The organism is Stenotrophomonas sp. GD04145 (assembly GCF_029835135.1).
In the GTDB taxonomy this organism is placed as follows: Bacteria; Pseudomonadota; Gammaproteobacteria; order Xanthomonadales; family Xanthomonadaceae; genus Stenotrophomonas; species Stenotrophomonas maltophilia_P.
The window spans coordinates 25,273-52,208 of the sequence record NZ_JAODZG010000015.1 but is presented as its reverse complement, the minus strand read 5'-3'; the positions used below and the strand labels follow the sequence as shown (position 1 = coordinate 52,208).

The following is a 26,936-nucleotide window of genomic DNA, read 5'->3' as shown; positions in this document are numbered from 1 at the left end:
AACACGGCAACGGCGTTTCATCCCGCCTTCTATGGACTCAGCGAAGCGAGGCTTCGCCGGTCCAGGCACCGGGAACCGCCAGTTCGGGCGCGAGCGCATGTTCGACTGCGCGCCGCAGCAGTGCAGGGGCGATGTAGTGCCGGTGCACGCCATCGATCAACGCCATGTAGACACGCCCGAAGAGGTTGCGGGTCTGCACACGCGTGCCGAGGCTGATCTCGATGCGGTCGTCGGTATGCCGCTGCACGCGGACACTGCTGCGGAAGCGCAGGTGGCGATCGTCGGCGCCCAGCAGTACTTCGGCATAGCGGCCATGTGCATCGACCTGTGAATCCAACACGGGATAGCGGCCCGCAAAGAGCTGCGTGTGATCGCTGCATGCCAGCGACGAGACCGGGCAGCCCAGCCGCGCGGTGCGCAGCCCCAAGGGAGCCACCAGCCAGTTGCGCACCGCCATCAGCTGGCTGACGCCGCCCGGTGGGTTGCACAGGAAGCCTTCCAGCACGTTTGCCAGCAACTGCGAAACAGGTGGCTGCTGCAACTGAGCACCGTCCAGCCGGAGCACCGTCAGATCATGGTAGTTGCTGGACTGCAGTGCTTTGCCCAGCAGTCCGTCATCGCTGGGCGCGCGGGACTCGATGGTAAATGGAAGGGGGGCACGTTCGACGAAGCCACGCAGTGGACGCAGATTGATCCGTCGCAGCGGGCCGAGCAACGCCCGGGTACGGGCGCACAGGGACGCGCACAGGCTGGGAGGTGCGGCCTGCAGCGAGAGACGCAGCAGCGGGGTGGCCGCCAACGTGGCTATGGTGGGCCAGTGCACCTCGGGAAGCACCTCAGTCAAGCTGGGAATATCAGCACCGTTGCGTTGCACCTGCGCTCTTGTTTCAGCGCTCATCGCACCGGCCAGTTCGTTGCTGTGGCAAGACAGTGCGAACAGGGCAGGGTGGCCAGGATGGTTCGATACAAACTGGTGCCAGGTACCTCCGCCAAATCGAACGGTGAAAAGGCAGTCCGGTGGGATCTGGACGCGACGCAGCGAGCGCGGGAGCGCGACGGGATCGATTGCGAGCTGTGCATCGGAGGCCATCGCGAAACGCAGCTCAGCGCCTGCGCTGCCGGCGATGGCGGTGAACATGCGTGGGCCGGCGTGGCGATGGAACGGATGTCCGCCTTCGCCGACCATGAAACTGTACAGCGAGGACGCATCGCCGTACTGCAGATGCATGCCACCGAGCCGTGCAGAGGGCTCATCGAGTGCATCGATGAAGGCGGGGTGGTGGCGCTGACGCTGGCTGGCATCAGCCACCAGCGCGTCGCCGGCACCGATGCCGAGCTGTGCGATCAGTGTGACTTCAACGGGGCCGCCGCCCTCCTGAGCCGCAAGCTGTACACCTGGAAACGAGCGGCTGTCGTGGGTCGGTCCAGGCATCGGGCGGCTCCTCAGGGGGCGGGTGACTTGCGGCGTGCGCGCGCTTCGCGCTTGAGTGGGCCGCCCACCGGGCAGACTTCGGCAGCCCACGAGAACAAGGTGTTGGCAAGCCGGTCGGGCACCTGTCGGAAGTACACGTACTGGCCACGCTTCTCGCGTTCGATCAGACCTGCCTCTTCAAGGATGCGCAGATGGTTGGACAGTGCCGGCTTGCTGAAATCGAAGCGCTCGGACAGTTCGCCCGCACTGAGTTCACCGGCGCTGAGATAGGCCAGGACCTGCCGCCGGGCGGTTGAGGCGAGTGCTTCGAAGATGCGATCCATGAGAATGTGATTAACTAATTAGTTAATTAATAATAAAATTGTCACTGGGGTGTCAAGTGCGGAGGCGGGTTCGAAGCTCGCGTGCAACAGCGCCGACGTTCAGCCTTTCACTTCGGGATGTGGTATATCGTTTATCGATAAATCCACCCCGGGGCGGCAGGGCCACCCCAATACCGGAGGCCGCTTGACCGTTCGTCCCGCCCGCGCCAGACCCGCGCGAGGCTTGTTCACCCTGGCCCAGACCGCCGTGCAGGCCGTGCGGGCCATGTGCTGGCTGGGCATCCTGGCCGCACTGCTGGCCGTGCCGCTGGTCGCCTACGACCGCCGCTGGCTGCTGGATGCCGTGCATGATGCACGTACTGCCGCCGCCCACGGAGGCGATCTGTTCCTGCACTTCTGCATCGGCCTGGGCACCATCGTTGCCCTGCTGGTGCTGTGCCTGGTGTTCCTCCGACACCTCGCGCGGATGCTGAGGTCCGCTGCCCGCGAACGCCCCTTCACCCATGCCAATGCCCGGCGCCTGCAGCGCATGGCCTGGTTGATGCTGGCGATGGAACTGCTGTCGATCGTGATCGGCCTCTACGCTGCCTGGATGGGGCCTGATTTCGCCTGGATGGAGGTGGGCGGAGGCATGTCCATCACCGGTCTGGTCGCGGTACTGATGCTGTTCGTGCTGGCGCGCGTGTTCGCGGTCGGCGCGGCGATGCGCGACGACCTGGATGGCCTGATCTGATGGACCTGACCTGATGGCCGTAGTGATCACGTTGGACCGCATGCTGCAGGCGCGTGGCATGACCCTGTCCGAGCTGGCGGGGCGCATCGACATCACGCTGGCCAATCTGTCCATCCTGAAAACCGGCAAGGCCCGCGCCATCCGCTTTTCCACGCTGGATGCCATCTGCCGGGAGCTGCAATGCACACCCGGCGACCTGCTCGGCTACGACCCGACGCAGGCGCACGATGGCGGCTGAAGCTTTTGTTTTTCCCCCTGACCTACTGACGAAACGGACCCGAAATGGAATGGTTGGCTGACCCCTCGATATGGATGGGACTTGCAACCCTGGTAGTGCTCGAGATCGTGCTCGGCATCGACAACCTGGTGTTCATCGCGATCCTGGCCGACAAACTGCCGCCGCACCAGCGCGACCGTGCGCGGGTGATCGGCCTGACGCTGGCGCTGCTGATGCGGCTGGTGCTGCTGGCCGCGCTGGCGTGGATCATGAAGCTGACCGAGCCGCTGGTCACGCTGTTCGGTCACAGCTTCTCCGGACGCGACCTGATCCTGCTGGGCGGTGGCCTGTTCCTGCTGTTCAAGGGCACCATGGAGCTGCATGAGCGGCTGGAGGGCCGCAGTCACCAGGAAGACGGCAAGAAGGTCTACGCCAGCTTTGCCATGGTGGTGGCACAGATCGTAGTGCTGGACGCCGTGTTCTCGCTGGACTCGGTGATCACTGCCGTGGGCATGGTCGACAACCTGGGCGTGATGTACGCCGCGGTGACCATCGCGATGGCACTGATGCTGGTGGCCAGCAAGCCGCTGACCCGCTTCGTCAACAAGCATCCCACGGTGGTGGTGCTGTGCCTGGGCTTCCTGTTGATGATCGGCTTCAGCCTGGTCGCCGAGGGGCTGGGTTACAAGATTCCAAAGGGCTACCTGTACGCGGCGATCGCGTTCTCGATCCTGGTGGAAGCCTTCAACCAGTGGGTGCGCTTCAACCGCGAGCGCAACGAGCGTCGCCAGCCGTTCCGTCAGCGCACTGCCGACGCCGTGCTGCGCCTGCTGGGCGCCCGTCCGGCCAATGGCCACGATGATGCCAGCGAAGAAGACCAAGGTGATCCGGAGGAACGCCTGCAGCCGGCCGAGCACGAGATGATCCGCAGCGTGCTGGGCCTGGCTGACCGGCCTGTGTCCAGTGTGATGACCGTGCGCGCCGACGTGCAGTGGATCGATCTGGCGCGCGGCCAGGACGACGTGGTGGCGCGCCTGGTGGCGTCGCCGCACACGCGCCTGCTCGTGGGCGAGGGTGATCTGGACAGCCTGCGTGGTGTGGTGCAGAGCCGCGACCTGCTGGCCGACCTGCTGCAGGGCAGGCCGCTGCAGCTGGAAGCCAACCTGCGCCAGCCGCAGTACGTGCTGTCCAGCGCCAGCGCGTTGCAGGCGCTTGAACTGATCCGCCTGCACCCGGTACCGCTGGCGGTAGCGGTGGACGAGTACGGCAGTGTGGAAGGCCTGGTGACCGCCAATGACCTGCTGGCGGCGATCGCGGGCGATCTGGTCGATACCCAGGACGAGCGTTACGGCGTAGTGGCGCTGGACGAGGGCCAATGGGAGGCCGACGGCGCGTTGACGCTGGATGACCTGCAACGGCTGGCCGGCGTGTCGCTGCCCCGCAGTGCCGACTACATGACCATCTCCGGCCTGGTGCTGGATCAGCTTGGCCGCCTGCCGGATGTGGGCGATGCGGTCGAAGTAGCGGATGCCCGCATCACCGTACTGGCCATGGAGAAGCGGCGCATTGTCCGCCTGCGGGTGGAGCGCCTCGGGCTTCCGTAGCGTCCAGCGTGCTCGACTGCGAACTGAGCAGCCGGGCATGGCCCGGCTCTACACAACGCTGTCCGCAGCCGTCACCATGGCGGGCTCTTGTCTTCGTCCAGGAACGTCGCAGTGCTGAGTACGATTGGTTTGCTGATGGGCGTGTATGTGGCCCTTCGCCTGTTCTGGCCGCTGCGCCTGCCCGTGTGGTTGAAAGTACTGCTGTCCCTGCTGCTGGTCGCCATCGCCGTCCAGCTGCGGATCGTGGCCACGTTCTGGGGCACGATGGCCTCGCCGGAAATCCCCAAGCTGGCCATCGCCGTGCTCGCCACCGGCTCCACTGCGGTACTGCTGCTGGCACTGGTGATGCTGGTAATGGACGTGGGCCTGCTTGGCGCGTGGGTTCTGCGCAGGCCCCGTGTGACCGCAGCGCTGCGCGCGCCGTGGCTGCGCCCGGGCGCAGGCCTGCTGGCTCTGCTGGTCAGTGCCTGGGGCGTGAGCCAGGGCATGGCGGTGCCCAAGACCCGACAGATCGAGGTGGCCATTGCCGGCTTGCCTGCCGCGTTCGAGGGTTACCGCGTACTGCAGCTTACCGACATCCACGCCAGCCGCCTGCTGACCGGCGACTGGGTGCGTCAGGTCGTGGCCGAAAGCAATGCCCTGGCGCCCGACCTGGTCGTCATCACCGGCGACCTGATCGATGGCACCGTGCAGGCACGGCGCAATGACTTCCGGCCCCTGGGTGAACTGAGGGCGCCGGACGGGGTGATCGCCATCACCGGCAATCACGAGTACTACGCCCAGTACAGCGAATGGATGCAGGCGTTCCGTGCGCTGCACATGCAGGTGCTGGAGAACAGCCACGTGCAGGTGCGGCGGGGGGATGCAGCGCTGACGATCGCCGGTGTCACCGATCCGGTGGCCGCGCGCTATGGCCTGCCGTTGCCAGACCTGCAGGCGGCGCTGGCGGGCGCGGATCCGGCCAACCCGGTAATCCTGCTCGACCACCGCCCACGCAATGCGAAGGACGCGGCCGCACGCGGGGTCAAGCTGCAGCTGTCCGGCCATACCCATGGCGGCCAGATCCTCGGCATGGACCAGCTGGTGAAGCGTGCCAACGGCGGGTTCGTCTCCGGACGGTACCGCGTCGATGGCATGACACTGTATGTGAGCAACGGTGCGGGACTGTGGGCCGGCTTCCCGGCACGCATCGGCGTGCCCTCGGAGATCACCCTGATCACCCTGCGCCGCGCACCCTGAGCCGTCTGCGGTCCGCGCCCGTCGTGCAGCGGGTCCACTGTGCCGTCACCCGCGTGGTGGCACCCTGCGCACGGACCGCAGACAGGGAAACGACGGTGGCGAAGGCGAACAGGCGATGAGTGCGACACAGCAGCGCTCGATGTGGGTCGCCGGCCTGTCCACCGTGGTGGAGTGGTACGACTTCACCCTGTACCTCTATTTCGCCACGGTGCTGTCGCGGGTGTTTTTCGGCGGCGGCGAACAGGCGATGCTGGTCACCCTTGCGGGATTTGCCGTGTCCTACCTGATGCGCCCACTCGGCGCGCTGTGCTTCGGTCACCTCGGCGACCGCTTGGGGCGGCGCTGGATGCTGCTGGCCTCGATGGCGCTGATGGCTGCAGCCATGCTGGCCACCGCGCTGCTGCCTACCGCCGCGATGGCGGGCACGACGGCGGGTGTGCTGCTGCTGGTGCTGCGGTGCGTGATGGCATTCTCGGTGGGCGGTGAATACACGGGCGTAGTCGCCTATCTGCTGGAAAGCGCTCCGGCACGCCGGCGTGGACTGGTGACCTCGTTGGCCTCGGCGGCCAGCGAAGTGGGCGCGCTGCTGGCGGTGGCGATCTCCGCACTGACGGTCGCGCTGCTGCCGCAGGTACAACTGGACAGCTGGGGATGGCGCATTCCGTTCTTCGTCGGTGCTGCACTGGCGCTGGTCATCCTGATCGCGCGTTCGGGCATGCATGAATCGCCGGAGTTCGAGCGGCAGCGTCGCGAGGGCAGCATTCCTGCCACGCCGCTGCGCCACGTGCTGCGCCACCATCCGCAGGCGGTAGCGCGCACCTTCGCCATTTCCGCGCTGGGCTCGATCACCTACTACGTCGGCATCACCTATGTGCCCGCGTTCCTGCACGCACAGGGGCACGACGAGGGCGATGCCCTGTGGCTGTCGACGATCGCGGCGGTGGCCGTGATCGCCATCACTCCCTTGTGCGGTGCGTTGTCCGATCGCTTCGGCCGGCGCCCGCTGCTGTTGGGCCTGACGGTGCTGGCGGCGTTGCTGCCGCTGTCGTTGTTCGGCTGGATGGCGCATACCACGCCGTTGGGTATCGCCGTGGCGGCGGTGCTGCTGGCCTGCGTGGCCGGTGGCGTGAGCGCGGTCGCGGCACCGGCCACGGCCGAGCAGTTTCCGGGCGAGGGCCGGGTAAGCGGGCTGGCACTGGGCGTGACCATGGCCACGGCGGTCTTCGGCGGTGCGACACCGTGGCTGGCGCAGTGGTGGGTGGAGCGCAGCGGCTGGGCGGCGGCACCGGGCGCGATGATCGCGCTGGTCGCATTGCTGGTGTTGCCGGTGCTGTGGACGCTGCCGGAAACGGCATCGACGCGGAAGACCCGCCCTGGCAAGCAGGGCGGATCCTAGCCGGTCACACCTTCAGCGTCTGCTCGATGTCGGCCAGCACGGCGGCGGCATCCACGCCAATGGCAATCGACTGCACCACGTGGCCGTCCCATACGCTGGGGCCGAATGCCAGGCCTTCAGGCTTGGGAATGGTCATGCCACGGGCGACGCCGTCGGTGGCCACGCGCACGCTTGCGCGCTCGAAGCGGAACAGCTCCGGGCGGGTGAGCGCGATGCAGGCGCAGCAATCGTGCACGACCATGCCCTTGTGGCCGGCCTGCAGGTAGAAGTCCACGTAATCCTGCGACAGCGCACGCACCAGTTCAGCATCGGCACCCCCGACCGCAGCCAGTTTGTCCAGGCCGTCACGGTCCATCTCGACGCGGGTGGTGACATCCAGGCCGATCGCGGTGACCGGCCACTGTGCGGTGAACACCACGTCGGCGGCTTCCGCATCGCCCCAGATATTGGCCTCGGCGGCCGGGGTGATGTTGCCGTTGACGTGGAAGGCGCCCCCCATGATGACCACGCCACGCACCAGGCCGGCGATGTCCGGCGCCTGCTGCAGGGCCAGGGCCAGGTTGGTCATGCGGCCGACCGCGACCAGCGTGACCTCGCCTGGATGGGCCCGCACCAGATCGATGATCAGCTGGTGCGCAGGACGAGCGTCGGCGGTCACGTCCAGCTGGGCAGGCACCGGGTGATTGCCCAGGCCATTGTGGCCGTGGATGTGCACCGGCCAGGCTTCCGGCGTGGCATCGGGCTGCAGGGGGCCCGCCGCGCCACGCGCGACCGGCGCAGTCAGCGCCCAGGCCTGCTTCAGGTACAGCGCGTTGTGGGTGGTGGACTCCACCGAGGCGTTGCCGAAGGTGGTGGTAACGCCGATCAGGTCGATCTGCGGATGCTTGTGCAGGTACAGCAGGGCCAGGGCGTCGTCGACGCCCGGGTCGGTATCGAAAATGACTTTCAGCATGTTGTTGTTCTTCTTCTTCCGTGTGGTGCGGGGGGCCCCGGCGGCCAAGAGGCAGGCCGGCGCGCGCTACATTGTCCCATCTTCATGACAGGCAGGGCCATTGGCGGGGCGGCGGGCCACGCCCGGCCGGGAGACAGCTCGCTCAGGCGCCGCCTTCGGTCGGCAGCGGCGCCGGTACGTTCAGCAGGCCCCCGGCCGCCACGTAGGCGGCCAGTGCCTGGCCCTGGCTGAGCAGGTGCCGTTCCATCGTGCGCTCTGCCGCGTCGGCATCACGGCGACGGAAGCACTCCATCAGCTCGCGGTGCTCGGCCAGCGACTGCGCAGTGCGTCCGGGCGTCAGCAGCTGCCGGCCGCGATGCATCTTCAGGATGCGGTGCAGGTCGTGGGTGATGCGGATCAGCCACGGATTGCCGGCATAGTGCTGCACGGTTTCGTGGATGAGGTAGTTGTTGCGGTAATACTCGGCGATGTTGCCGTCAGCCGCCGCCGCTTCCATCGCGGCATGCAGGGATTCCAGCTGGGCCACGCCCGCATCATCGATATGCCTGACCGCCTCATGCGCGCAGCGGCCCTCCAGCATGGCCATCACCGGGAACAGCTGGTTGAGGTCCTCCAGCGTCAGCCGGGTTACCCGGCTGCCGCGCCCGGCGTCGATCTGCACCAGGCCTTCGGCTGCCAGCAGCTTCAGCGCCTCGCGCAGGGGGGTGCGGCTGATGCCCAGTTCACTGCACAGCGCAGGCTCGTCGATCCATTCGCCGGGGGGCAGGCGATAGTCATAGATGCGCTCACGCACATGTTCGGCGACTTCCTCGTACAGAGGGGCGCGCTTCTTCGGGGACCGTGGAGCAGGGGCGATGGCCATTGGCAGAGTGTACCCGCTGGCGGTAGTGCCGGCCGTCAGCCGGCACGACCGGTCATCGCCTACATCCAGCCCGGCACCACGAACACCAGCCAGGCCAGCAGCGGCCCCAATGCCACCACCAGGCCGCTGTAGATCAGGAAGCGGCGGAACAGCGTCTCGCGTTCTTCCTTCGCCGCCGACGCCACGACCAGTGCACCGTTGGTGGAGAAGGGGCTGACATCGACGATGGTGGACGACACTGCCAGTGCGCAGATCACGCCGGCTGCACCCAGGTGCCCCTGCATCAGGAACGGCACCGCCAGTGGAATCGTTGCGCCGAGCACCGCCGCGGATGACGCGAATGCGGAGACGATGCCGCCGACGTAGCACACCAGCAGGGCGCCCAGCAGTGGAATGCCGATGTTGGAGACGCCGTTGCCGATGAAGTCGACCGCGCCCGCATGCTCCAGCACGCCGATATAGGTCACCACGCCACAGATCAACAGCACGGTCGACCAGCTGATGCCATCCACCGCACCTTTCTGGCTCTGCGGCGAGAGCAGTGCCAGCGCCACTGCGACGGTGATCGACACCAGGCCGACGTTGAGGTTGTAGATCAGTGCCGCCACGCCCAGGCCGAGCAGGCCGACCAGGGTGAACAACCGCTCCCGGGTCAGACCCACTGCATCCAGCGCCGCCGGATCGTTGCTCAGGGTGCCGCCGCCGGCCGCCACCAGCGCGCCATGGCCTTCGATGGCGAACTGCCGCGACGACGCCTGCGGACCACCGGCCATTGCCAGTTCCGCACCGCCCGCGGTGATCGAGCCACGTCGCATCAGCGCGATGCCGCCGAAGGCGAGGAAGCAGATGATCGCCATCATGAAGTTGAAGCCGAGGCTGGTCAGGAAGACCGCCATCTCGGTGACCTCCAGCCCGGCCTTCTGCACCACGCCATTGGTGATGCTGCCGTACACGCTGATCGGCGAGAAGCCGCCGGCCTGCGCACCGTGGATGACCAGCAGGCCCATCATCAACGGGTTGATGTTGTACTGCTTGGCGAAGCGCAGCGCGACCGGACCGATGATCGCCACCGCTGCCGGGCCGAGGGCGCCGAAGGCGGTCAGCACCGCGGTGACCACGAACATCACCCACGGAATGGCCACGATGTGGCCGCGCACCGCGCGTACCGCCCAGTGCACCAGCAGGTCGATGGTGCCGTTCTTCTGTGCGATGGCGAACAGGTAGGTGATGCCGACCAGGGTCAGGAACAGATCGCCGGGAAAGCCGGCGAGGACTTCCTTGCCACCCATGCCGACCCAGACACCACCGATGATGAAGGCCAGTGCGAAGGCCACTGCGCCCATGTTGATCGGCAGTGCGGTGGCGACGATGAACATGATCACCAGACCGATGATCGTTGCGATTTGTGGACTCATGCGCCCTCCCAGACACGTGGCTCACGTACAGCGCGGATGGAGACCCGCCATCCCCGGGGTAAGGCGACGTACTGCAGTGTTGCGTGATACGTACTGCTCGAACCCGTTACTGCAGGCGCTGCAGCGCACTGCGGACCCATGCCGCAGCGCCATGCAGGCCCTGGAACTCTTCCACCGCGCGGAACTCGCAGCAGGGATAGGACGGCGCGACCATGCGTGCGAGCGCATTGCCCGGGCCCAGCTGCAGGAACACCCGCGCGCCGCGCTCGAAGGCCTGCCGCATCACCTGTGCCCACTCGATGGTCTGTGCCAGCTGTGCCGACAGGCTGTGCACCGCCGTTGCGGCATCGCGCACGGGCCGTGCATCGACGCCCGCCAGCAGCGGCAGGCGGGGTGCCCGCATGCCCGAGCGCTCCAGCGCGGCGGCGAAGGGCGCCACCGCAGCCGCCAGCAGGGGCGTGTGGGCGGCGACGTGGACCGGCAACGGACGCACCTGCGCACCGAGCGCGTGCGCCGCATCGGCCAGCGGCTGCAGGGTGTGCCGGATGCCTCCCACAATGAAGTGATCCTCGCCGTTGACGATGGCGATGTGGGTACCCTGCGCATCGCACAGCGCTTGCAACGTCGTACGATCCAGGCCCAGCACCGCCAGCATGCCGGCGCCTGCCGCGCTGGCACCGTCCATCAGATGCGCGCGCTGTGCCGACAGGGCCAGGCAGCTGCCAGCGTCGAAGGTGCCGGCAATGGCATGCGCCGCCAGTTCGCCGATGCTGTAGCCGGCCACCACGGTCGGCACCGGCAATGCGTCGCGCAGGGCGTGCCACTGCGCCAGACTGGCCGCGCACAGCAGCGGTTGTGCCTGCGCATTGTCGAACCGGTCCTCGGCCGCAGCAGCGGTGAACACGTCGCGCTGCAGCACCTCGCTGGCGGCGAGCAGCACGCCATGCGCGGCGTCGTTGTCGCGCACGTGATCGAACATCGCAGCATGCTGGGCACCTTGTCCCGGACAGAGCAGGGCCAGCATCACGCCTGCTCCTGCAACAGCAGGAAGACGCTGCAGGCCAGCAGATCGGCGCTGCCACCCGGGCTGAGCCGGCGTGCGACGAAGGCATCGCCGATGTCCTGCAGGCGGGGTCGCCAGCCGGCGGCAAAGGCACCGCCGGCGTCGAGGAATCCGCGTGCGTGCTGCTGGGCCCAGCGCAGTCCGGCAACACCGCCCCGGTGCAGCAGGTTCAGATCCTCGACCTCTGCGACCAGATGCATCAGGGTATGGGCCAGTGCAGCTTCGCGTGGCATCCCTGCGCCCAGCGCATGGCGCAGTGCCGGCAGGGCCAGCCCACGCAGCAGGGGATATCCAGCGGCCGCCTGCTCGCGTACGCCGGGCACGCCGTGACGCGCGCGCGCGCGCTGCCCCGGACTGTTCACATCCAGGGGCGAGGTGGCGAAGGCGTCCGCCCATTGGCAGACCGCCTGGCATACCTGTTCACCTGTCGCGGCTCGGCCCAGACGCGTGCGGCACGAGGCTGACGCTGCCACCAGCAGGCCCAGGCTGAAGATCGCGCCGCGGTGGGTGTTGACGCCGCCGGTGGCGCGCAGCATTGCCGCTTCGGCGGCCAGGCCGTGGTCGCGCAGCCGATGGAAAGGCGCTTCGGCGGCGCCATCGCTGGCAACCGCAGTGAAATAGTGACGCAGGGCAAACAGGCTGCGCAGGAACGTACCGGCATCCATGTCGTCATGGCTGCCGCTGTCGAACGGCGTGACCAGGCCGGGCTTGGGCGCACAGGCCAGCTCGGCATGCAGCGCGGCGATCGCCATGCGGCCTAGGCGTGCACTGTCGGGCGCGGTGCTGCGGCCGGCAAGGCGCGGCGCGACGGCGTTCATGCGGCCACCCCGCTGTCCTCGAATAGACGGTGGCGTGCTTCCAGGGCTGCGCCGTCAAGGCGTTTGACCAGCAGTTGACGGCTGCTGCCGGCGTACTCGCGCCAGTTCACCGCAGCGCCACGGGCCAGGCACAGCTCGCCGTCGACCCGCTGCGGATGCTGCGCTTCCCACGCCCGCAGCCGAGTCACCAGCGCATCGGCCCGTGCCGCATCCGGGACCTCCCAGAGCAGGTCGATATCGGAACGGTCATGCACATAGGGCAGGCCAGTAACGTGCTGCCAGGCGAATGCGCCGAACACACGGGCCGGCGCGAGCGTGGCGAGAGCGTGCAACGGTGCCTGCCAGGCGGGGCATACGCCTGCCGCCAGGATGTCGCTCAGTGCCGGCGGCGCCTGCCGACGCTGTACATCCTGCAGCGGCACCCGCAGTGCAAGCCGCTGTTTGCCTTCGCCCGGTGGCAACGGCACACCCAGCCGCAGGCGGGAATCGGGGTCGTCTGCCGCGCGTCGCGCGACCATTGCCGGCAATCCCTGCGCGAACCATGCGGCGAGCCGCGGTTCCTGCGCAGCCACATCGGCCCGCCAGTCGGCGTGGGCCGACAACCAGACCAGCGTGTGGCGGGCCAGACGCTCAGGCATCGCCGTTGGCCACCGCGCCCGCGACAGCAGCCGCCTGCAGGCGGCCCCCCCGTTCGGCACCCAGTGCGGCACGGTGGTCGCCGTCGGCCGGCGCGCGCAGGGCATCCAGCAAGGCCTGCGCCAGCTCGCCCGACCACAGCGACCGTACCGCACCCATGGCCACGTAGTTTTCCACCCCGGGTGCGAACACCGGCGAAGTCAGGCTCAGCGCCTGCAGCTTTTCCAGCGGTTGCTTGGTTACGCGAGCCATCGCCCGCAGGTCCATCACCCGAACCTGGGCATCCGGCAGCGCATGGATCGTGTCCGCCATCAGGCCGAACGAGAGGAAGCCACCGCTGACCGACTCGCCATGGACCAGGGTCACCAGCCGTGCGCCGCGTCGCCGCGCGACGTCCAGGCATTGCGCGAGGTGGGCGAAGTAACCGTTGATGCCGAGCAGTTCGTCGCGGCGCGAAAGGCGTTGGCCTGCGGTATCCACCAGCATCACGATCGGTCGCTGCGGATGTGCGGCGGTGCTGGCGAGTACTGTTGCCGCCAGTGCGAGCGCATGATCGACACCGACTTCCAGCTTGTCAGTGGTGCCGATGACCGTGACCTCGCCATCTTCGGTACTGGCGCTTCCCGTCAGCACGGAATCGTGCACGGTCACGTCGTGGCCGCGCGGGAACAGCGCGTCAAGCAGGGGCTGCAGCGGCGCGGTCATGGCAGTTTCCTGTGGGCGGTGGCGGCGAGGAACGCGTCGGTGTCCAGCAGCGGCAGGCGCTCGGGATCATCGATTCCCTGGCGTGCCCAGATCTCCAGACCATCGCGGCAGTCCCCCCAGGCCTCTGCCCGGGCCTGCAGGGCGGCATGTCGCTGCTGCAGCGCGGCCAGCGCGGCATCGGCGTCTGCGCTGGCGGCGTCTGGCTGCAGCGCCTCGAATGCGGCCTGGGCGAATGCATCGATGGCATCGGGAACCAGAACCTGCGCCTGGTCGATGAGGTAGCGGTGCTTGCCGCCTGTCACCCGCCATACGAGGGCACGGTCACGCGAGTCGAACTCCTCTACGCCGCGCACGGTCTCGATCACTTCCGGTCCGGACAGCGACAGTCGCCCTTCCTCGGACATGATCACCGTGGTGCAGCAGCGGGCGACGATGCCCATGCCGCCGAAGGCGCCGTTGCCGCTGCCGATGAGGGCCACCACCGGCACGCCGGTGGCGCGCGCGTCCAGGGTCGCGCGCATGATCTCGGAGATGGCGATCAGGCCCGCATTGGCTTCATGCAGGCGCACGCCGCCGGTGTCGAGCAGCAGCAGCACACCCTCGGGCCTGTGTTGCGCGGCCCGGCGCAGCAGGCCGGTCAGCTTGGCGCCATGCACTTCGCCGACACCGCCCCCCATGAATTCGCCCTGCTGTGCAGCAATCAGCACACGCCTGCCACGCAGCGAGGCTGCACCGACCACGATGCCATCGTCGAACGCGGCGGGTTGGTCCAGCTGTGCCAAGTGCGGGCTCATGGCGCGCCGGGCCGGCCCGAGATACTCGGTGAACGATCCGGCATCGACCAGCCCGGCGATACGGGCACGGGCATCGGCCTCGTGGTAGCTGCGTCGTTGCATCGGATTCATCGCGGTTCTCCGGCGAGCAGTGTCTCCACCGCCTGGTCCAGGCGCAGGCTGACCACCGCCGGGGTGGCACCGGCATCGTTGATCGATACGCGCACGTCGCGCAGCGGATGCCGCCGGGCGAAATCACCGATGACCGCCTGCCAGATGGTGCCGAAGCCCTGCGCGGCGGTGACGACATGTACGGTCATTGCGCCGTCCTGCGCGGCAGGTTCCAGCAGGACTTCCAGATTGCCGGACGCCAGCACGCCCACCAGCACCGCGTCGTGCGGGAACCGCACCGGGGTTCTTCCGTCGAATCGATAGTCGAGGGTTTCCATCGCGTGCCCCTTACCAGTTGCGGAAGCGCTTGGGCGGGTCGTAGAGACCGCCGGACCAGCGCACCAGGTCTTTCACCGAGCGTGCGGCCAGCAGGTCACGACTGGCGTCGCGCACCGAAATGCCGAGATCTTCCGGTCGCCGGATCACGCCCCGGTCGCGCAGGTTCTCCACCATCGCGCGATCGCGGCCCAGGCCGACCGTGGTGTAACCGGCCACGCCGCGGATCGCCTGTTCGCGCTCCTCCGCGGTGCGGCACAGCAGCAGGTTGGCGATGCCTTCCTCGGTCAGCACATGGCTCACGTCATCGCCGTAGATCATCACCGGTGGCAGTGGCATGCCAGCGCGTTCGGCCAGCGCCCACGCATCGAGGCGGTCAACAAACGCGGGTGCCATGTGTTCGCGGAAGGTCTCCACCATCTGTACCACCAGCTTGCGCCCGCGTGGCATCTCACCCGGGCGTGCGGCCTGCTGGCCGGCCTTGATCCAGGCGTCGCTGGCATGACGGCGGCCGCGCGCATCCGAGCCCATGTTCGGCGCGCCACCGAAGCCGGCGATGCGGTCGCGGGTGGCGGTGGAGCTGTTGCCCTGCAGGTCGACCTGCAGCGTCGAGCCGATGAACATGTCGCACGCATACAGGCCGGCGGTCTGCGAGAACGCGCGGTTGGAGCGCATCGAGCCATCGGCGCCGGTGAAGAACACATCACCGCGCGCGGCGATGTACTTCTCCATGCCCAGTTCCGAACCGAACGAGTGCACGGACTTCACGAAACCCGACTCGATCGCGGGAATCAGCGCCGGATGCGGATTGAGCGCCCAGTGCTGGCAGATCTTGCCCTTCAGGCCCAGCGATTCGGCATAGGTCGGCAGCAGCAGTTCGATCGCGGCCGTGTCGAAGCCGATGCCGTGATTGAGCCGGTTCACACCGTATTCGGCGTAAATGCCCTTGATCGCCATCATCGCCATCAGCACCTGGATCTCGGAGATCTGTGCCGGGTCGCGGGTGAACAGGGGTTCGATGTGGTTCGGGCGCGGTGCCTGCACGACGAAGTTGACCCAGTCGGCGGGGATATCGACGCGGGGGAGGGTGTCGACGATCTCGTTGACCTGGGCGATGACGATGCCGCCACGGAAGGCGGTCGCCTCGACGATCACCGGCGTGTCTTCGGTGTTCGGCCCGGTGTAGAGGTTGCCGTCGCGGTCGGCGGCCTGCGCTGCGACCAGTGCCACGCGCGGCGTGAGGTCGATGAAGTAGCGGCCGAAAAGTTCCAGGTAGGTGTGGATGGCCCCGATCTGGATCCGCCCTTCGGCCACCAGGTTGGCCAGTCGCACCGATTGCGGGCCTGAGAAGGAAAAGTCCAGCTTCGAGGCAATGCCCCGCTCGAACACGTCCAGATGCGAGGGCAGCGACAGCACCGACTGCACCATGTGCAGATCATGCACGCGGGCGGGGTCCAGCCCGGCAAGGCATTCGGCCAGGAAGTCGGCCTGCTTCTGGTTGTTGCCCTCGAGGCAGACCTTGTCGCCGGGTTCAAGCAGGGCGTGCAGCAGCTCGCCCACATCGTCGGCGGCCACTGCACGGCCTCTGCTCCAGGGCGCAGCCCGCTGCAGACGTGCCTGGCGGCTGCGTTCCAGCGTGTCCCAGCTCGGGTTCATCGACCGGCTTCCGATTGGCGTTGAGATAATTACGCCATAATTACGGAAGGCGACGCAACCTGCAGCGCAGCAAAAAGAAGGGCCCGCCAATGGCGGGCCCATTCAGGTTGCAGGCTTTCAGCGGGTCGTTCTCAGAACTTCCAGCGCAGGCTGGCGGCGACGAAGCGCGGTTCGCCGTAGTTGTTGTAGTCCAGGTTCGCCCAGTAGGTCTTGTCCAGCGCGTTGCGCACGCTCAGCGTTGCCGTCCAGTTGTCGCTGATGCGGTAGTTGGCGTTGAACTGCACGAGCGTGTAGGCCGGCTGGTTCACGGTTACCGTGCCGCCCAGCGGGTAGGGGATGTTGTAGCCCTGCACCTTGCTCTGCCATTGCACGCCGGCGCCCAGGCTCAGGCGTTCCAGTGCACCGCGCAGGCGCACCTGCGTGTTGAGCTGCAGCAGGTCTTCGGGCGGGTTGGCGTACAGCAGGTCGGTGGCGGCGCGGGTCACTTTGACATGGGTGAAGCCGGCGTTGACCGTCCAGCCCGGCAGGATCTCGCCGTTGACGTCCATTTCCCAGCCACGCGACTTGGTGCCGTTGACGCCGATGTAGGCCGAGGTGCCATCGCTGAGCGAGCCTTCCGGCACTCCCATGTCGCGCACGGCATAGTTGTCCTGCTTGGCCTCGAACACAGCGGCGTTGGCGGTCAGTCGCCCATCGAACCACTGCGTCTTGATGCCCGCTTCCAGATTCGAGCCCTGCACCGGCGCCAGCAGGTTCTCGTTGCGGTCCTTGAAGTTCTGCGGGTTGAAGATCTCGGTGTAGCTGGCATAGACCGAGAACTGCGGCGTGACGTCGTAGACCAGTCCCACGTACGGGGTCACTTCATCACTGACCTTGTAGGCCCCGCTGGTCCCGGTATACGCACCGGCCACGCTGTAGGAGCGGCTGAGGGTTTCCCAGCGGCTCAGGCGCGCACCCGCGATCAACGACAGCGGATCGGCCAGGCGCAGGCGCGCGGCCAGGTAGACGCCGCTCTGCGTGGTCTTCTGCACGCGGCGCGCGCCGGTACGGGTGTAGGTCACCTCGGAGATGTCGCCGTTCCAGTCGTACACGTTGGGGATGTAGTAGCAGCGCTCGCGGCCGCAGGTGGCCCAGTCGCGCGGGTAGTTCAGGGCAACGGTGTGGGTGGTGCCTTCCAGGTCGGACCACTGGGCACCCAGGGTGACGTCATGCTCGCGGCCGAACAGCGGGAACGTGCCGGTCAGGTAGGCATCGATGTTGCGGCGGGTGTCCTCCGAGTCGCCAGCGGCAGTGCGCAGGTAGATGCCCGCACCGGTGGCCGGATCGGGATTGCCGGTGCCGTACAGGCGCATGTTCTGCACATTGCCACGGGTGTGGGCGGTGTTGATCTTCAGCAGCCAGTCCTCGCCGAAGCGCTGCTCCAGGTTGGCGAACACCGTGCTGGTCTCGCGCTGCCAGTAGCTCCATTTCGGTGCCAGGTTGGTCGAGCGCGGCAGGTGCGCAAAGTCGCCGCGGCTGTCGAAGAACGGCACGGTACCCCAGGTCGAACCGACCGGGTTGTTGTCCTGGGTCTGGTAGCCGAGGGTGACCGTGGTGCTGTCGGTCAGGTCGCCCTCCAGCACCGCCATGCCGGCCATCTTGTTCTCCTTGTAGCGGTCGTAATAGAAATCACGATCGGTATAGGCGGCGACCACGCGGCTGCGGAACCGGCCATCTGCGGTCAGCGGCGCGGTGACGTCGGCCTCCATGCGCCGGTAGTCCCAGCTGCCGGCGCTCACCGAGAACGAGGCGTCGAAGTCCTTGCCGGGGCGCTTGCGCAGCAGGTTGACCGTGGCCGAAGGCACCCCCGCGCCGCTGAGCAGGCCATTGGCACCGCGGATCACTTCGATGCGGTCATAGAAGGCGGTGTCGTATTCCTGGTTGGTGGAGCCGCTGTAGGTGGGAATGCCATCGACCTGGAAGTCCGTGATGGCAAAGCCGCGGGCGTAGTACAGCGGGCGCTGGGTGTCATAGAAGGACACGCTGACGCCGGTGACGTTGCGCAGCACGTCGTTGATGCTGAACAGCGATTCGTCCTGCAGGCGCTGCAGGCTGATGGCCGTGGCCGACTGCGGCGTTTCCTGCAGGGTGATCGGCAGGCGGGTGCTGCTTGAGGGCGGCGCAGCATGGTCGGCGCGCACGCTGACGCGGTCCAGGGTCTTGGCATCGGCTGCGGCATCGCCGGCGGCGAACGCTGACGGTGTCGACAGGGCCAGGGATGCGAGCAGCGCGGCCGGCAGCAGCGCGCGACGGAGCGGGCGGGTAGGGGAATGCAGGGACATCTTGGTGGGCTCGATGCGGGAGAGTCGGAAGGGCGGCAACAGCCGGGCGGTACCCGGGGCGGCGGCTTCGGGCTGGGTCAGGTCCGTCTGGTGAGCGCGGGCGGTCCGCGCGAGGCGCAAATGTAAATCGTTCTTAACAACATTACAATTCGCCCGGGCCGGTCGATGCCTGGGACACGCACCGCGAGCCCCGGCAGAGCCGAGCTCCCTGAATGCGAACGGCCACCCGAAGGTGGCCGTCCGTAGGTGTCATCGAAGACCCGGGCTCAGAGCGCCTGCAGTTCCTCGTTGGCGTTGCGCTTTTCCTTGCCCGGCGTCGGCGCCGGCGGTGTGGCCGGTGCAGCCGTGGCATCGGCCGGCACTTCCAGGTAGGGCAGCTTCAGGGTCTGGCTGGTCATCGAACGGATCTCGTTGACCAGTGCCGCACTGTCGTTGAGCTTGCGCCCGTAGGAGGGCACGATCTCACGCAGGCGGGCTTCCCAGCCGGCCTTCATCTGCTCGGGGAAGGCCTTGGCCATCAGATCCAGCATGATCGGCGGCGACGTCGAGGCACCGGGCGAAGCGCCCAGCAGCGCAGCGATGGTGTGGTCCTTGTCGGTCACGATCTCGGTACCGAACTGCAGCACCGCACCCTTCAACGGGTCGCGCTTGATGATCTGCACGCGCTGGCCTGCGGTGACCAGCTTCCAGTCGCCCGGCTTGGCATTGGGGAAGTACTTGACCAGTTCGGCCTGGCGGTCGGCATCATTCAGCCGCGCCTGGCTCATCAGGTACTGCACCAGGTCCAGGTTGTCCTTGCCCACTTCCAGCATCGGCGCAACGTTGTTGTGGGTCACCGACGAGTACAGGTCCCACCACGAGCCGTGCTTGAGGAACTTGGTGCTGTACAGCGCGAACGGTCCGAACAGGACCACCGGCTTGCCGTCCAGCTTGCGCGCATCCAGGTGCGGCACCGACATCGGCGGCGAACCGGTCTCGGCCATGCCATAGGCCTTGACGCCATGGCGCGAGGTCACGTCCTGGCCCTGGAAGGCGAGGAACTGGCCGCCCACCGGGAAGCCGGCGTAGTCCTTTGACTCGGGAATGCCTGACATCTGCAGCAGCTTCAGCGCGGCGCCGCCGGCACCGATGAACACGAAGCGGGCGTGGGTGGTGCTCTCGGTGCCGGCCTTGAGGTCCTTCACCGTGACGTTCCAGCTCTTGTCCGCGTTCTGCCGCAGTGCCGAGACTTCGTGGTTCAGGTGCAGGCTGAAGTTCGGACTGCGCTGCAGGCCGGCGGTCAACTGGCGGGTGATCACGCCGAAGTTGACGTCGGTACCCAGTGGCATCCAGGTCGCAGCGACCTTCTGCTTCGGATCGCGGCCTTCCATCATCAGCGGAGCCCACTGCCGGATCTGTGCCGGGTCTTCCGAGTACTGCATGCCGTAGAACAGCGGGTTCTTCACCAGCGCCTGCTGGCGCTTATGCAGGTAGGCGATGTTGTCATCGCCCCAGACGAAGCTCATGTGCGGCGTGGGGTTGATGAAGTCGCTGGGCTCGCTGAGCCGGCCTTCCTTCACCTGGTGCGACCAGAACTGGCGCGAGACCTCGAACGATTCGGCGATGCCGACCGCACGCTTGGTCTCGATGCTGCCGTCGGGCAGTTCCGGGGTGTAGTTCAGCTCGGCGAATGCCGAGTGGCCGGTGCCGGCGTTGTTCCAGCCGTCGGAGCTTTCACCGGCGACGCCGTCGAGGCGTTCATAGACCTGGATGTTCCAGTCCGGCTGCAGTTCCTGCAGGTAGGTGGCCAGGGTGATGCTCATGATGCCGGCGCCGACCAGCACAACGTCGACAGGCTTGTCGTTGCTGGCGGCGGGTACGGAGCGCTGGGTCAGCGGCCAGTACAGGAACACGGCGGCAGCCAGCAGGAACAGCACGAGCAGGGCGAGCAGGGCCTTGCCAAATTTCTTCATGGGGGCGGGATCGTTGGCGGAGGGGAGGAGATCAGGATGCGCGCTGGGCAGGGGAAGGGCGTGAAGAAACAACGCCTTGCAGCATCCTTGCAGAGGATTCTACCCGGAACGGGTCCGGTTTTTGTGCAATGCATCATCCTGCCGGCGGTCGCTCCGGGGTAGACTTATCGGCTGATTCCAGAACGACCACCGGCCACGGAGGGGCCGCGCAACGATGTCACGGATGCTGATCGTGGTGGGTGACGCCCTGCAGACGGGCGGTTCGGTCCTTACAGGTTCCCCGCATACCGATATCGAAGGGCGCGCCGTGGCGCGTGTCGGCGACCGTGTCATCTGTGCACGCCATGGTCCGGGTTCGATCGTTTCCGGCGATGCCACCCTGGTCATCGATGGCCAGCCGGTCGCCCGCGATGGCGACAGGGCCAGCTGCGGTTGCGCACTGGTATCGGGCAAGCAGCAGCGCGCCCACGTGGTGGCCGGCGGTGGAGGGCGCGCAGGTGCAGGCGCCGGAGTGGCGGCGATCGCAGCGATCGTCGCGCCGTTGTTGAAGCCGACCCTGCAGACACCCCCCTTCGCAGCGCCCGGCACCGCCGTGCGCGACGAGGACGCGCCGCAGTGCTGGGTGGCGGACCATGATGCGCAGATCGACCGTGACGTGGACGGGCGCTACTACGAAGCCTATGACGTCAATGGCGACAAGCATGACTATCCTTTCCAGGTCAGCTACCGCATCGATGTTCCGCTGCAGGCCCAGGGCGAGGTGGTGGTGTCGATCAAGGTGCAGGTGATGCCCAAGCCCGGCGTCACCGCTGCCGAGGTGGCGGCGGTCAAGGCGCGCATGGAGCGCGGCATCGATCAGTTCTGGAACGGCCGGTTCACGCTGGACGTCCATGATCCCGCGTGCGGCACCCGCAGCTTCCCGATCCGCTACGAGGTGCGGTGGGTGCAGGGCGGCAGCGACTACAGGCTGATCGTTCATCGCACCTATGACCGGGAGCAGGTGGAATTCCCGGATATCGATGTCTCCGTGTCGACCACGGCCTGGACATTCGCCCACGAGTTCGCCCACACCCTGGGCGTGCCGGACGAGTATTCGTACAACGACCCGGACGAAGAGACCGTGCGTTACGTCCAGCCCGATGGCACTCTGGATCCGGAGGTGCTGGTTGCCGTTCCGGATTCCCGTGAGCTGACCGATCCGGCGGCGACCATCATGAATTCCGTGGACTGCGCGGTGACCCGGCCGCGTCATGCCTGGAACATCGCGCGGGAAGTACGTGAACTGCTGAGCCGGGAAATCGGCCGGGAGATAACATGCACCGTCAAGTGATTTCGTTGATTGCCACTTTTGCCGCTGCCGCAGCGCTGCCGGCCCACAGCAAGGAGCTTCCTCCCATGATCGAACTTCATGCGCGCTGCGTGGACGATGCCCAGTGCCGTTTCCGCGGTGACACCCTCAACGTCGAACTGGAACTGCGCAACAGCGGCAGCGAGCCTGTGTCGCTGCCGCTGGAGTACATCCGCAGCCGTGGCCCGTCGGTCAGGGTGAAGGACAACCACTCCGAGAAGACCACGGCGTTGCGCAGCGGCATGGCCGCGGCCGCGCTGCGGCAGCAGATGCAGGAGCTGCGCGCGGGCCAGTCCCTGCGCATCGGTTTCCCGATCAAGCCGCAGGAGCTGACACGCTTCGCCCTGCGCCCGATGGATGTGACCCTGCAGTTCTCGATCAATCTGACACCCGGTTCCACCGGCGCCGAGGCGCAGGTGGTCCAGGCGCAGCTGCACGTGGTCGACGCCGACTGACCGCAGCGGCCAGCACTCCGCTTGGGGTCAACGCAGTTCGAGGCGCTGAAGGAACTGCCCGTCTCGTTCAATCGTTGCCGATTGTGAAGTATTCGGCGGTGAAATAGCCGATCTGGTAGAGCAGGGTGGCCGCGGCCAGTCGCAGCTGTGCCCGGCTGGAGTGCAGTTTCCAGCCCAGCAGGACCACCAGCAGCATCAGCAGGGTGTGGACCGGATACGCCGCGCCCAGCAGATGCCACCGGCTTGTGCCCTTGATCGCGGTGTCCACCAGATCCAGCAGCGTCAGCGCGCCGATCACGCCGAATATCCAGCGTCGGCGCTGCATCAGGTAATTGCCGTAGCTGCCGTAGTCGCGCAGGTCATCCGGGAACAACAGGGCGCAGAGCAGGAACCAGGTCGCGCAGTAGCAGATCACGAACAGATAGGTCTCGAACGTCCACCGGTGGACTTCAATCAGGCGGAACTCCCACCACCAGAAGGTGACCAGCGACACCAGCGTCCATGCCACCCAGCACAGATGGAGTGCCGAGCAGCCGCGTCGCTGCGGATGCTCGATGATCTGCGCAATCCCTTTCAGCAGGGTCGTGATCGACAGGCCCAGGATGATGCCCATCACCACGCGGATATGCAGGAACAGCGGATCGGTCTGCATCGGCCCGTCCTGTCATCGGATTCCGCACACAGTAGAGGCATGCCCGCTGTGGACGGGATGCATACGGTGTCAGCGCCTGCGCCGCACCAGCGTCGAGGATGCCTCCAGCACCGCGCGGGTCAGCAGGGCCATGGTCTGTACATCGCCCTTCCAGTGCTGCCAGTACAGCGGCACGTCCTCCCACGCGCGCTGTCGCACGTAGACCAGGCGGCCGGCATCCAGGTGCCGCTTGACCAGCGGCAGGGGGTTCATGGTCCAGCCCATGCCGCCCAGGTTGGCCTGCACGAAGGCACGGGTGGAGGGAATCCACCAGGTCGGCGCGGTGCTGGGCAGGTCGTCGCCGGCCATGCGCCGGGCAAAGCGCGACTGCATTTCGTCCTTGCGGTTGAACACCAGTACCGGTGCCTGTGCCAGCGCCTGCGCGGTCACGCCCTTGGCGAAGTGCCGTTCGCGGAACTCCGGCGTGCAGGTGGCCGCGTAACGGATGCTGCCGAGTGCATGGATCTGGCAGCCCTGCACCGGCTCGTCCAGGGTGGTCACCGCGCCGAGCACCGTGCCTTGCCGCAGCAGCTCCACGGTGTGGTCCTGGTCTTCCACGCGCAGGTCGAGCGTGGTGCCGGTACCCAGTGCGAACTGCTGCGCCGCCTGCGGAAACCAGGTTTCCAGGCTGTCGTGGTTCACCGCCACGGGGATGCTGGCCTGGGGCAGATCCTCATCGGCCAGGCCCATCCGGTGCAGGGCGTCATGCTCGAGCAGGGCCGTCTGCTCGGCCAGCTGCACCAGCACCTGGCCTTCGGCGGTGGCAGTGGCGGGGGCGCCACGCTTCACCAGAAGGCGTCCGACACGATCCTCCAGCGCCTTGACCCGCTGCGAGATGGCCGAGGGGGTGACATTGAGCGACTGCGCCGCGCGATCAAAGCTGCCTTCGCGGATCACGGCGGCGAGCGCGCGCAGCTGGGCATGGTCGATGCGCATGGTATTAAGTTCCGCTAATGTTGGTTTAGGAAGTTTAGCTCGTCTTTTCTATGTTGCGGCGCGACAATGGCGCCCGTACCCGGTGCTGTCCGCCTTCGCGAGGCACCGTCCCCCCAGCAAGACAAGGCAGTGAATCCCATGTTTTCGGTCATCTCCGCCGGCACCGGCCTCGGTGCCTGGTTCTCTGGTGCAGCCACCGGCATCGGCCTGTTCGCCGTGGTCGGTGCCCAGAGCGCCTTCATCCTGCGCCAGGGCATCCTGCGCAAGCACATCGTGCCGGTGGTCGCCACCTGCGCGGCCATCGATGCATTCTTCATCTTCGCCAGCGTGGCCGGCCTGCGCACGTTGACCTCGGCGCTGCCGTGGCTGACCTCGGCCGTGCTGTGGACCGGCGTGGCTTTCCTGGCCTGGTACGCGATGAAGTCGGCGCGCCGGGCCATTGCCGGTGGCGGTGGCATGGGTGAAGCCGACAGCGACGACGGCAGCCGCCGCGCGGTGCTGATGGCGGCGGTCGGCTTTTCGCTGATCAACCCGCACTTCTGGCTGGACATGATGGTCATCGGCTCCATTGCCGAGAACTTCGGCCACGCACGCATGGCCTTCGCGGCCGGCGTGGTCACCGCGAGCTGCCTGTGGCTGACCGCGCAGGGTCTCGGTGCGCGCCTGCTGGCGCCGCTGTTCACCAAGCCCAGCACCTGGCGTGTGCTTGACGGCACCATCGCGGTGATCCTCAGCATCCTGGCCCTCACCCTGGCGGTGCGCGGGGTCCACTGACCCGGCGCACGCCCCCCGAACCCACGTCCTGACTCTCTCTCCAAGGCAGTGGCAACGACGGCACCGGCAACGGTGCCGTCGTCTTTTCCGGCTCTGGCGGGACAGACGGCGCCTGCCTAGAATCCGTGTACAGGACAAGGTGTCCATCGGAGCAGGGGGAAGGATGCGCAGGACGATGTTGACGGCCGCACTGGTCGTCGTGGGTAGCGTTGCCGCGGGCAGCGCATGGGCGGTGGATCTGACGCAGTTCCTGCGCCAGGAGACCTTCACCGACATCAAGATATCGCCGGGGGGCGAGTATGTCGCTGCCACCGTGCCGATGGAGGACAGCACCGCGATCGCGGTGATGCGGCTGGCCGACAAGCAGCTCGTGGGCAGCTTCCGCCCGCCGCAGAAGAATCACGCCTACGAATTCGACTGGGTCAGCAACGAACGGCTGTTGATCGGCCTGGCCGAGAAGTGGGGCGCGCTGGATAAGCCCGATCCCACCGGCGAGCTCTACGCCATCGATGCCAACGGCAATCGCGGCGAGCTGCTGGTCGGTTACCGCGTCGAAAGCAAGGGCCCGGGTACCCGCATCCAGCCGAAGAAAGTCGAGGCGGTCGCGGCGTTCCTGGCCGATGATCTGCCCGGCGACGAACGCAACGTACTGGTGACGGTATGGCCGTTCGCGGAGGATCCGTTCACCCGCGTCGAACGCATGGACGTGGCCAGCGGCAGGCGCGTGCGCATGGCCTCCTCGCCGGTGCGGCGCGGTGAGTTCACCACCGATGGCCAGGGCGAAGTCCGGTTCGTCCACGGGTCTGGCAGCGACAATGTCAACAAGCTGTACTACCGCGAGCGATCGGGCGACAGCTGGAAGATGATCAACGATGAGGCAGTGAGCAAGCGCATCGAGACCGCGATCGGCTTCTCCGCGGATGGCAGCCTGGCGTACCTGCAGGCCGAGCAGGCGCAGGGGCCGGATGCCATCTTCAGCTGGAATCCGCAGACCGGTGAGCGCGCTGTCGTGCTGCGCGACGAGGTGGTCAATCCGTACCGCATCATCCGCCGGCCCGGCAGCCATGTGCCGGTGGGCGCCCTGTACATGGGCGACACACCACGGACCCGGTTCTTCGACGAGAAGTCGCCGGAGGCGCGCCTGTACCGCAGCCTGGAGGCGGCCTTCGGAGGTCCGGTCTACATCACCTCCAGTACCCGGGATGGCCGCGTGGTGCTGGTGGAGACCTGGTCAGGCACCAATCCCGGCGACTTCTATGTGTACGACACGGAGGCCCGCAAGGCTGAGCACCTGATCAGCCGCAGCGACTGGATCGACATCGATCGCAGTGCAACGGTGCGTCCGGTGGCACTCAAGGCGCGCGACGGACTGCCGCTGCACGGCTTCCTCACCGTGCCCTCCGGCAGCGACGGACGCAATCTGCCGATGGTGGTGATGCCGCATGGTGGGCCGTTCCACGTGTTCGACAATGGCCAGTACGACCGCGAGACGCAGATATTGGCCGCCGCCGGCTACGCCGTACTGCAGGTCAACTTCCGTGGCTCGGGGAACTATGGCCGCGCGCATGCCCAGGCCGGCGCCCAGCAATGGGGCGCCGCGATGCAGGATGACGTCACCGACGCCACCCGCTGGGCGATCGCGCAGGGGATCGCCGATGCCAGACGCATCTGCATCTACGGTGCCAGTTACGGGGCCTACGCCGCGATGATGGGCGCTGCCCGCGAACAGGGGCTGTACCAGTGCGCGGCCGGCTATGTCGGCGTGTACGACCTGCCGCTGATGTTCGCCCGCGGCGATGTGCAGGAGCGCGACTCGGGCGTGACCTTCCTGCGCGAATGGCTGGGTGATCCGGCCAAGCTGGGCGCGGTTTCGCCGGTGAACCTGGCCACGCAGATCAAGGTGCCGGTGTTCCTCGCGGCCGGTGGCGAAGACAAGCGTGCGCCGATCCAGCACACCGAGCGCATGGAAGCGGCACTGAAGCGTGCCGGGACGCCGGTGGAAAGCCTGTACTACAAGACCGAGGGGCACGGCTTCTACACCCTGGCCCATCGCACCGAGTACTACGACAAGCTGCTCGCATTCCTGTCGCGCAGCCTGGGAGGCAAGACCGCCCAGGCATCGGCGCCGGCAGGGAAGGGCAAGGCGCCGTAAACGCAGAGTGGCGGCGGATCCACGATCCGCCGCCGC

25 protein-coding genes are annotated in these 26,936 nt (G+C 67.1%); 9 read left to right on the top strand and 16 right to left on the bottom strand.

All coding sequences use genetic code 11. The features are described from left to right. Positions 1-37: 37 nt before the first annotated feature. Together N7367_RS10165 and N7367_RS10160 are read right to left on the bottom strand one after the other, a co-directional pair. On the bottom strand, positions 38-1,432 hold the full coding sequence (locus N7367_RS10165; RefSeq protein ID WP_279942304.1) for a DUF2867 domain-containing protein: 1,395 nt from the start codon (positions 1,430-1,432) through the stop codon (positions 38-40). A gap of 11 nt (positions 1,433-1,443) precedes the next feature. Continuing rightward, a complete protein-coding gene (locus tag N7367_RS10160) occupies positions 1,444-1,761 on the bottom strand; it encodes a metalloregulator ArsR/SmtB family transcription factor (RefSeq protein WP_196768758.1) in 318 nt (105 codons plus the stop codon). Between the two features lie 259 nt (positions 1,762-2,020). On the opposite strand from N7367_RS10160, the gene N7367_RS10155 reads away from it, so the two are divergent. The 5 genes from N7367_RS10155 to N7367_RS10135 all read left to right on the top strand — a co-directional run bounded on the left by N7367_RS10155 (position 2,021) and on the right by N7367_RS10135 (position 6,944). Continuing rightward, entirely contained in the window at positions 2,021-2,488 is a 468-nt protein-coding gene (locus N7367_RS10155) for a DUF2975 domain-containing protein (protein ID WP_065174736.1), read from the top strand. Between the two features lie 13 nt (positions 2,489-2,501). Beyond that, the gene (locus N7367_RS10150; protein WP_065174577.1) at positions 2,502-2,726 is read left to right on the top strand and encodes a helix-turn-helix transcriptional regulator; all 225 of its coding nucleotides are present in this window, start codon (positions 2,502-2,504) and stop codon (positions 2,724-2,726) included. Between the two features lie 44 nt (positions 2,727-2,770). After that, positions 2,771-4,309, top strand: coding sequence for a TerC family protein (locus N7367_RS10145; protein WP_279942303.1), 1,539 nt, complete (start codon positions 2,771-2,773; stop codon positions 4,307-4,309). A 111-nt stretch (positions 4,310-4,420) separates the two neighbouring features. Then, positions 4,421-5,548, top strand: a complete 1,128-nt coding sequence (locus N7367_RS10140; protein ID WP_279942302.1) for a metallophosphoesterase — start codon at positions 4,421-4,423, stop codon at positions 5,546-5,548. Between the two features lie 115 nt (positions 5,549-5,663). After that, positions 5,664-6,944, top strand: coding sequence for an MFS transporter (locus N7367_RS10135; RefSeq protein WP_279942301.1), 1,281 nt, complete (start codon positions 5,664-5,666; stop codon positions 6,942-6,944). 4 nt (positions 6,945-6,948) lie between these two features. Here the strand turns inward: N7367_RS10135 and N7367_RS10130 are convergent, their stop codons facing one another. The 12 genes from N7367_RS10130 to mqo all read right to left on the bottom strand — a co-directional run bounded on the left by N7367_RS10130 (position 6,949) and on the right by mqo (position 20,544). Next, entirely contained in the window at positions 6,949-7,896 is a 948-nt protein-coding gene (locus N7367_RS10130; RefSeq protein WP_053516220.1) for a nucleoside hydrolase, read from the bottom strand. Between the two features lie 142 nt (positions 7,897-8,038). After that, the gene (locus N7367_RS10125) at positions 8,039-8,758 is read right to left on the bottom strand and encodes a GntR family transcriptional regulator (RefSeq protein ID WP_065174583.1); all 720 of its coding nucleotides are present in this window, start codon (positions 8,756-8,758) and stop codon (positions 8,039-8,041) included. Between the two features lie 59 nt (positions 8,759-8,817). After that, positions 8,818-10,173, bottom strand: coding sequence for an SLC13 family permease (locus tag N7367_RS10120; protein ID WP_279942300.1), 1,356 nt, complete (start codon positions 10,171-10,173; stop codon positions 8,818-8,820). A gap of 106 nt (positions 10,174-10,279) precedes the next feature. Beyond that, positions 10,280-11,200 carry a malonate decarboxylase subunit epsilon gene (gene mdcH, locus N7367_RS10115; RefSeq protein WP_164151787.1) on the bottom strand — a complete coding sequence of 307 codons (921 nt, stop codon included), beginning with the start codon at positions 11,198-11,200 and terminating at the stop codon, positions 10,280-10,282. Then, positions 11,197-12,054 (bottom strand): triphosphoribosyl-dephospho-CoA synthase MdcB, encoded by an 858-nt coding sequence (gene mdcB / locus N7367_RS10110; RefSeq protein ID WP_279942299.1) that lies wholly within the window; start codon positions 12,052-12,054, stop codon positions 11,197-11,199. The genes mdcH and mdcB overlap by 4 nt, the downstream gene beginning before the upstream one ends. Beyond that, positions 12,051-12,692, bottom strand: coding sequence for a malonate decarboxylase holo-[acyl-carrier-protein] synthase (mdcG, locus tag N7367_RS10105; RefSeq protein WP_279942298.1), 642 nt, complete (start codon positions 12,690-12,692; stop codon positions 12,051-12,053). The genes mdcB and mdcG overlap by 4 nt, the downstream gene beginning before the upstream one ends. Further along, positions 12,685-13,395: a biotin-independent malonate decarboxylase subunit gamma gene (gene mdcE, locus N7367_RS10100; RefSeq protein ID WP_053516205.1), complete on the bottom strand. Its 711-nt coding sequence runs from the start codon at positions 13,393-13,395 to the stop codon at positions 12,685-12,687. Before mdcE ends, mdcG begins: the two co-directional genes overlap by 8 nt. Continuing rightward, positions 13,392-14,300 carry a biotin-independent malonate decarboxylase subunit beta gene (locus N7367_RS10095; RefSeq protein WP_197600824.1) on the bottom strand — a complete coding sequence of 303 codons (909 nt, stop codon included), beginning with the start codon at positions 14,298-14,300 and terminating at the stop codon, positions 13,392-13,394. The genes mdcE and N7367_RS10095 overlap by 4 nt, the downstream gene beginning before the upstream one ends. Then, complete coding sequence (mdcC, locus tag N7367_RS10090) at positions 14,297-14,617, bottom strand: malonate decarboxylase acyl carrier protein (RefSeq protein ID WP_053516201.1); 321 nt, start codon at positions 14,615-14,617, stop codon at positions 14,297-14,299. The genes N7367_RS10095 and mdcC overlap by 4 nt, the downstream gene beginning before the upstream one ends. 10 nt (positions 14,618-14,627) lie before the next feature. Next, complete coding sequence (gene mdcA / locus N7367_RS10085; RefSeq protein ID WP_065174588.1) at positions 14,628-16,271, bottom strand: malonate decarboxylase subunit alpha; 1,644 nt, start codon at positions 16,269-16,271, stop codon at positions 14,628-14,630. A 131-nt stretch (positions 16,272-16,402) separates the two neighbouring features. Further along, on the bottom strand, positions 16,403-18,592 hold the full coding sequence (locus tag N7367_RS10080) for a TonB-dependent siderophore receptor (RefSeq protein ID WP_279942297.1): 2,190 nt from the start codon (positions 18,590-18,592) through the stop codon (positions 16,403-16,405). Positions 18,593-18,858: 266 nt separating this feature from the next. Beyond that, complete coding sequence (gene mqo / locus N7367_RS10075) at positions 18,859-20,544, bottom strand: malate dehydrogenase (quinone) (protein WP_197600827.1); 1,686 nt, start codon at positions 20,542-20,544, stop codon at positions 18,859-18,861. Between the two features lie 214 nt (positions 20,545-20,758). On the opposite strand from mqo, the gene N7367_RS10070 reads away from it, so the two are divergent. After that, a complete protein-coding gene (locus N7367_RS10070) occupies positions 20,759-21,874 on the top strand; it encodes a PAAR domain-containing protein (protein ID WP_080375221.1) in 1,116 nt (371 codons plus the stop codon). A 65-nt stretch (positions 21,875-21,939) separates the two neighbouring features. Then, complete coding sequence (locus N7367_RS10065) at positions 21,940-22,347, top strand: hypothetical protein (protein ID WP_057496236.1); 408 nt, start codon at positions 21,940-21,942, stop codon at positions 22,345-22,347. A 67-nt stretch (positions 22,348-22,414) separates the two neighbouring features. Here N7367_RS10065 and N7367_RS10060 read toward each other — a convergent pair whose 3' ends face one another. Then, positions 22,415-22,999 (bottom strand): hypothetical protein, encoded by a 585-nt coding sequence (locus tag N7367_RS10060; protein WP_053516192.1) that lies wholly within the window; start codon positions 22,997-22,999, stop codon positions 22,415-22,417. Between the two features lie 69 nt (positions 23,000-23,068). Then, positions 23,069-23,974 (bottom strand): LysR family transcriptional regulator ArgP, encoded by a 906-nt coding sequence (locus N7367_RS10055; RefSeq protein ID WP_053516191.1) that lies wholly within the window; start codon positions 23,972-23,974, stop codon positions 23,069-23,071. Positions 23,975-24,112: 138 nt separating this feature from the next. Here N7367_RS10055 and N7367_RS10050 point away from each other — a divergent pair, with 138 nt between their 5' ends. Together N7367_RS10050 and N7367_RS10045 are read left to right on the top strand one after the other, a co-directional pair. Beyond that, the gene (locus tag N7367_RS10050) at positions 24,113-24,748 is read left to right on the top strand and encodes a LysE family transporter (protein WP_053516190.1); all 636 of its coding nucleotides are present in this window, start codon (positions 24,113-24,115) and stop codon (positions 24,746-24,748) included. A gap of 163 nt (positions 24,749-24,911) precedes the next feature. After that, positions 24,912-26,900: a prolyl oligopeptidase family serine peptidase gene (locus tag N7367_RS10045; RefSeq protein WP_279942296.1), complete on the top strand. Its 1,989-nt coding sequence runs from the start codon at positions 24,912-24,914 to the stop codon at positions 26,898-26,900. The last annotated feature ends 36 nt before the right edge of the window (positions 26,901-26,936 follow it).

Coding starts and splice junctions, on each gene's coding strand:
- N7367_RS10165 (WP_279942304.1), bottom strand. CDS start 1,432: ATGCCTGGACCGACCCACGACAGCCGCTCGTTTCCAGGTGTACAGCTT.
- N7367_RS10155 (WP_065174736.1), top strand. CDS start 2,021: ATGTGCTGGCTGGGCATCCTGGCCGCACTGCTGGCCGTGCCGCTGGTC.
- N7367_RS10150 (WP_065174577.1), top strand. CDS start 2,502: ATGGCCGTAGTGATCACGTTGGACCGCATGCTGCAGGCGCGTGGCATG.
- N7367_RS10145 (WP_279942303.1), top strand. CDS start 2,771: ATGGAATGGTTGGCTGACCCCTCGATATGGATGGGACTTGCAACCCTG.
- N7367_RS10135 (WP_279942301.1), top strand. CDS start 5,664: ATGAGTGCGACACAGCAGCGCTCGATGTGGGTCGCCGGCCTGTCCACC.
- N7367_RS10130 (WP_053516220.1), bottom strand. CDS start 7,896: ATGCTGAAAGTCATTTTCGATACCGACCCGGGCGTCGACGACGCCCTG.
- N7367_RS10125 (WP_065174583.1), bottom strand. CDS start 8,758: ATGGCCATCGCCCCTGCTCCACGGTCCCCGAAGAAGCGCGCCCCTCTG.
- N7367_RS10120 (WP_279942300.1), bottom strand. CDS start 10,173: ATGAGTCCACAAATCGCAACGATCATCGGTCTGGTGATCATGTTCATC.
- mdcB (WP_279942299.1), bottom strand. CDS start 12,054: ATGAACGCCGTCGCGCCGCGCCTTGCCGGCCGCAGCACCGCGCCCGAC.
- mdcG (WP_279942298.1), bottom strand. CDS start 12,692: ATGCCTGAGCGTCTGGCCCGCCACACGCTGGTCTGGTTGTCGGCCCAC.
- mdcE (WP_053516205.1), bottom strand. CDS start 13,395: ATGACCGCGCCGCTGCAGCCCCTGCTTGACGCGCTGTTCCCGCGCGGC.
- N7367_RS10095 (WP_197600824.1), bottom strand. CDS start 14,300: ATGAATCCGATGCAACGACGCAGCTACCACGAGGCCGATGCCCGTGCC.
- mdcC (WP_053516201.1), bottom strand. CDS start 14,617: ATGGAAACCCTCGACTATCGATTCGACGGAAGAACCCCGGTGCGGTTC.
- mdcA (WP_065174588.1), bottom strand. CDS start 16,271: ATGAACCCGAGCTGGGACACGCTGGAACGCAGCCGCCAGGCACGTCTG.
- N7367_RS10080 (WP_279942297.1), bottom strand. CDS start 18,592: ATGTCCCTGCATTCCCCTACCCGCCCGCTCCGTCGCGCGCTGCTGCCG.
- mqo (WP_197600827.1), bottom strand. CDS start 20,544: ATGAAGAAATTTGGCAAGGCCCTGCTCGCCCTGCTCGTGCTGTTCCTG.
- N7367_RS10070 (WP_080375221.1), top strand. CDS start 20,759: ATGTCACGGATGCTGATCGTGGTGGGTGACGCCCTGCAGACGGGCGGT.
- N7367_RS10065 (WP_057496236.1), top strand. CDS start 21,940: ATGATCGAACTTCATGCGCGCTGCGTGGACGATGCCCAGTGCCGTTTC.
- N7367_RS10060 (WP_053516192.1), bottom strand. CDS start 22,999: ATGCAGACCGATCCGCTGTTCCTGCATATCCGCGTGGTGATGGGCATC.
- N7367_RS10055 (WP_053516191.1), bottom strand. CDS start 23,974: ATGCGCATCGACCATGCCCAGCTGCGCGCGCTCGCCGCCGTGATCCGC.
- N7367_RS10050 (WP_053516190.1), top strand. CDS start 24,113: ATGTTTTCGGTCATCTCCGCCGGCACCGGCCTCGGTGCCTGGTTCTCT.
- N7367_RS10045 (WP_279942296.1), top strand. CDS start 24,912: ATGCGCAGGACGATGTTGACGGCCGCACTGGTCGTCGTGGGTAGCGTT.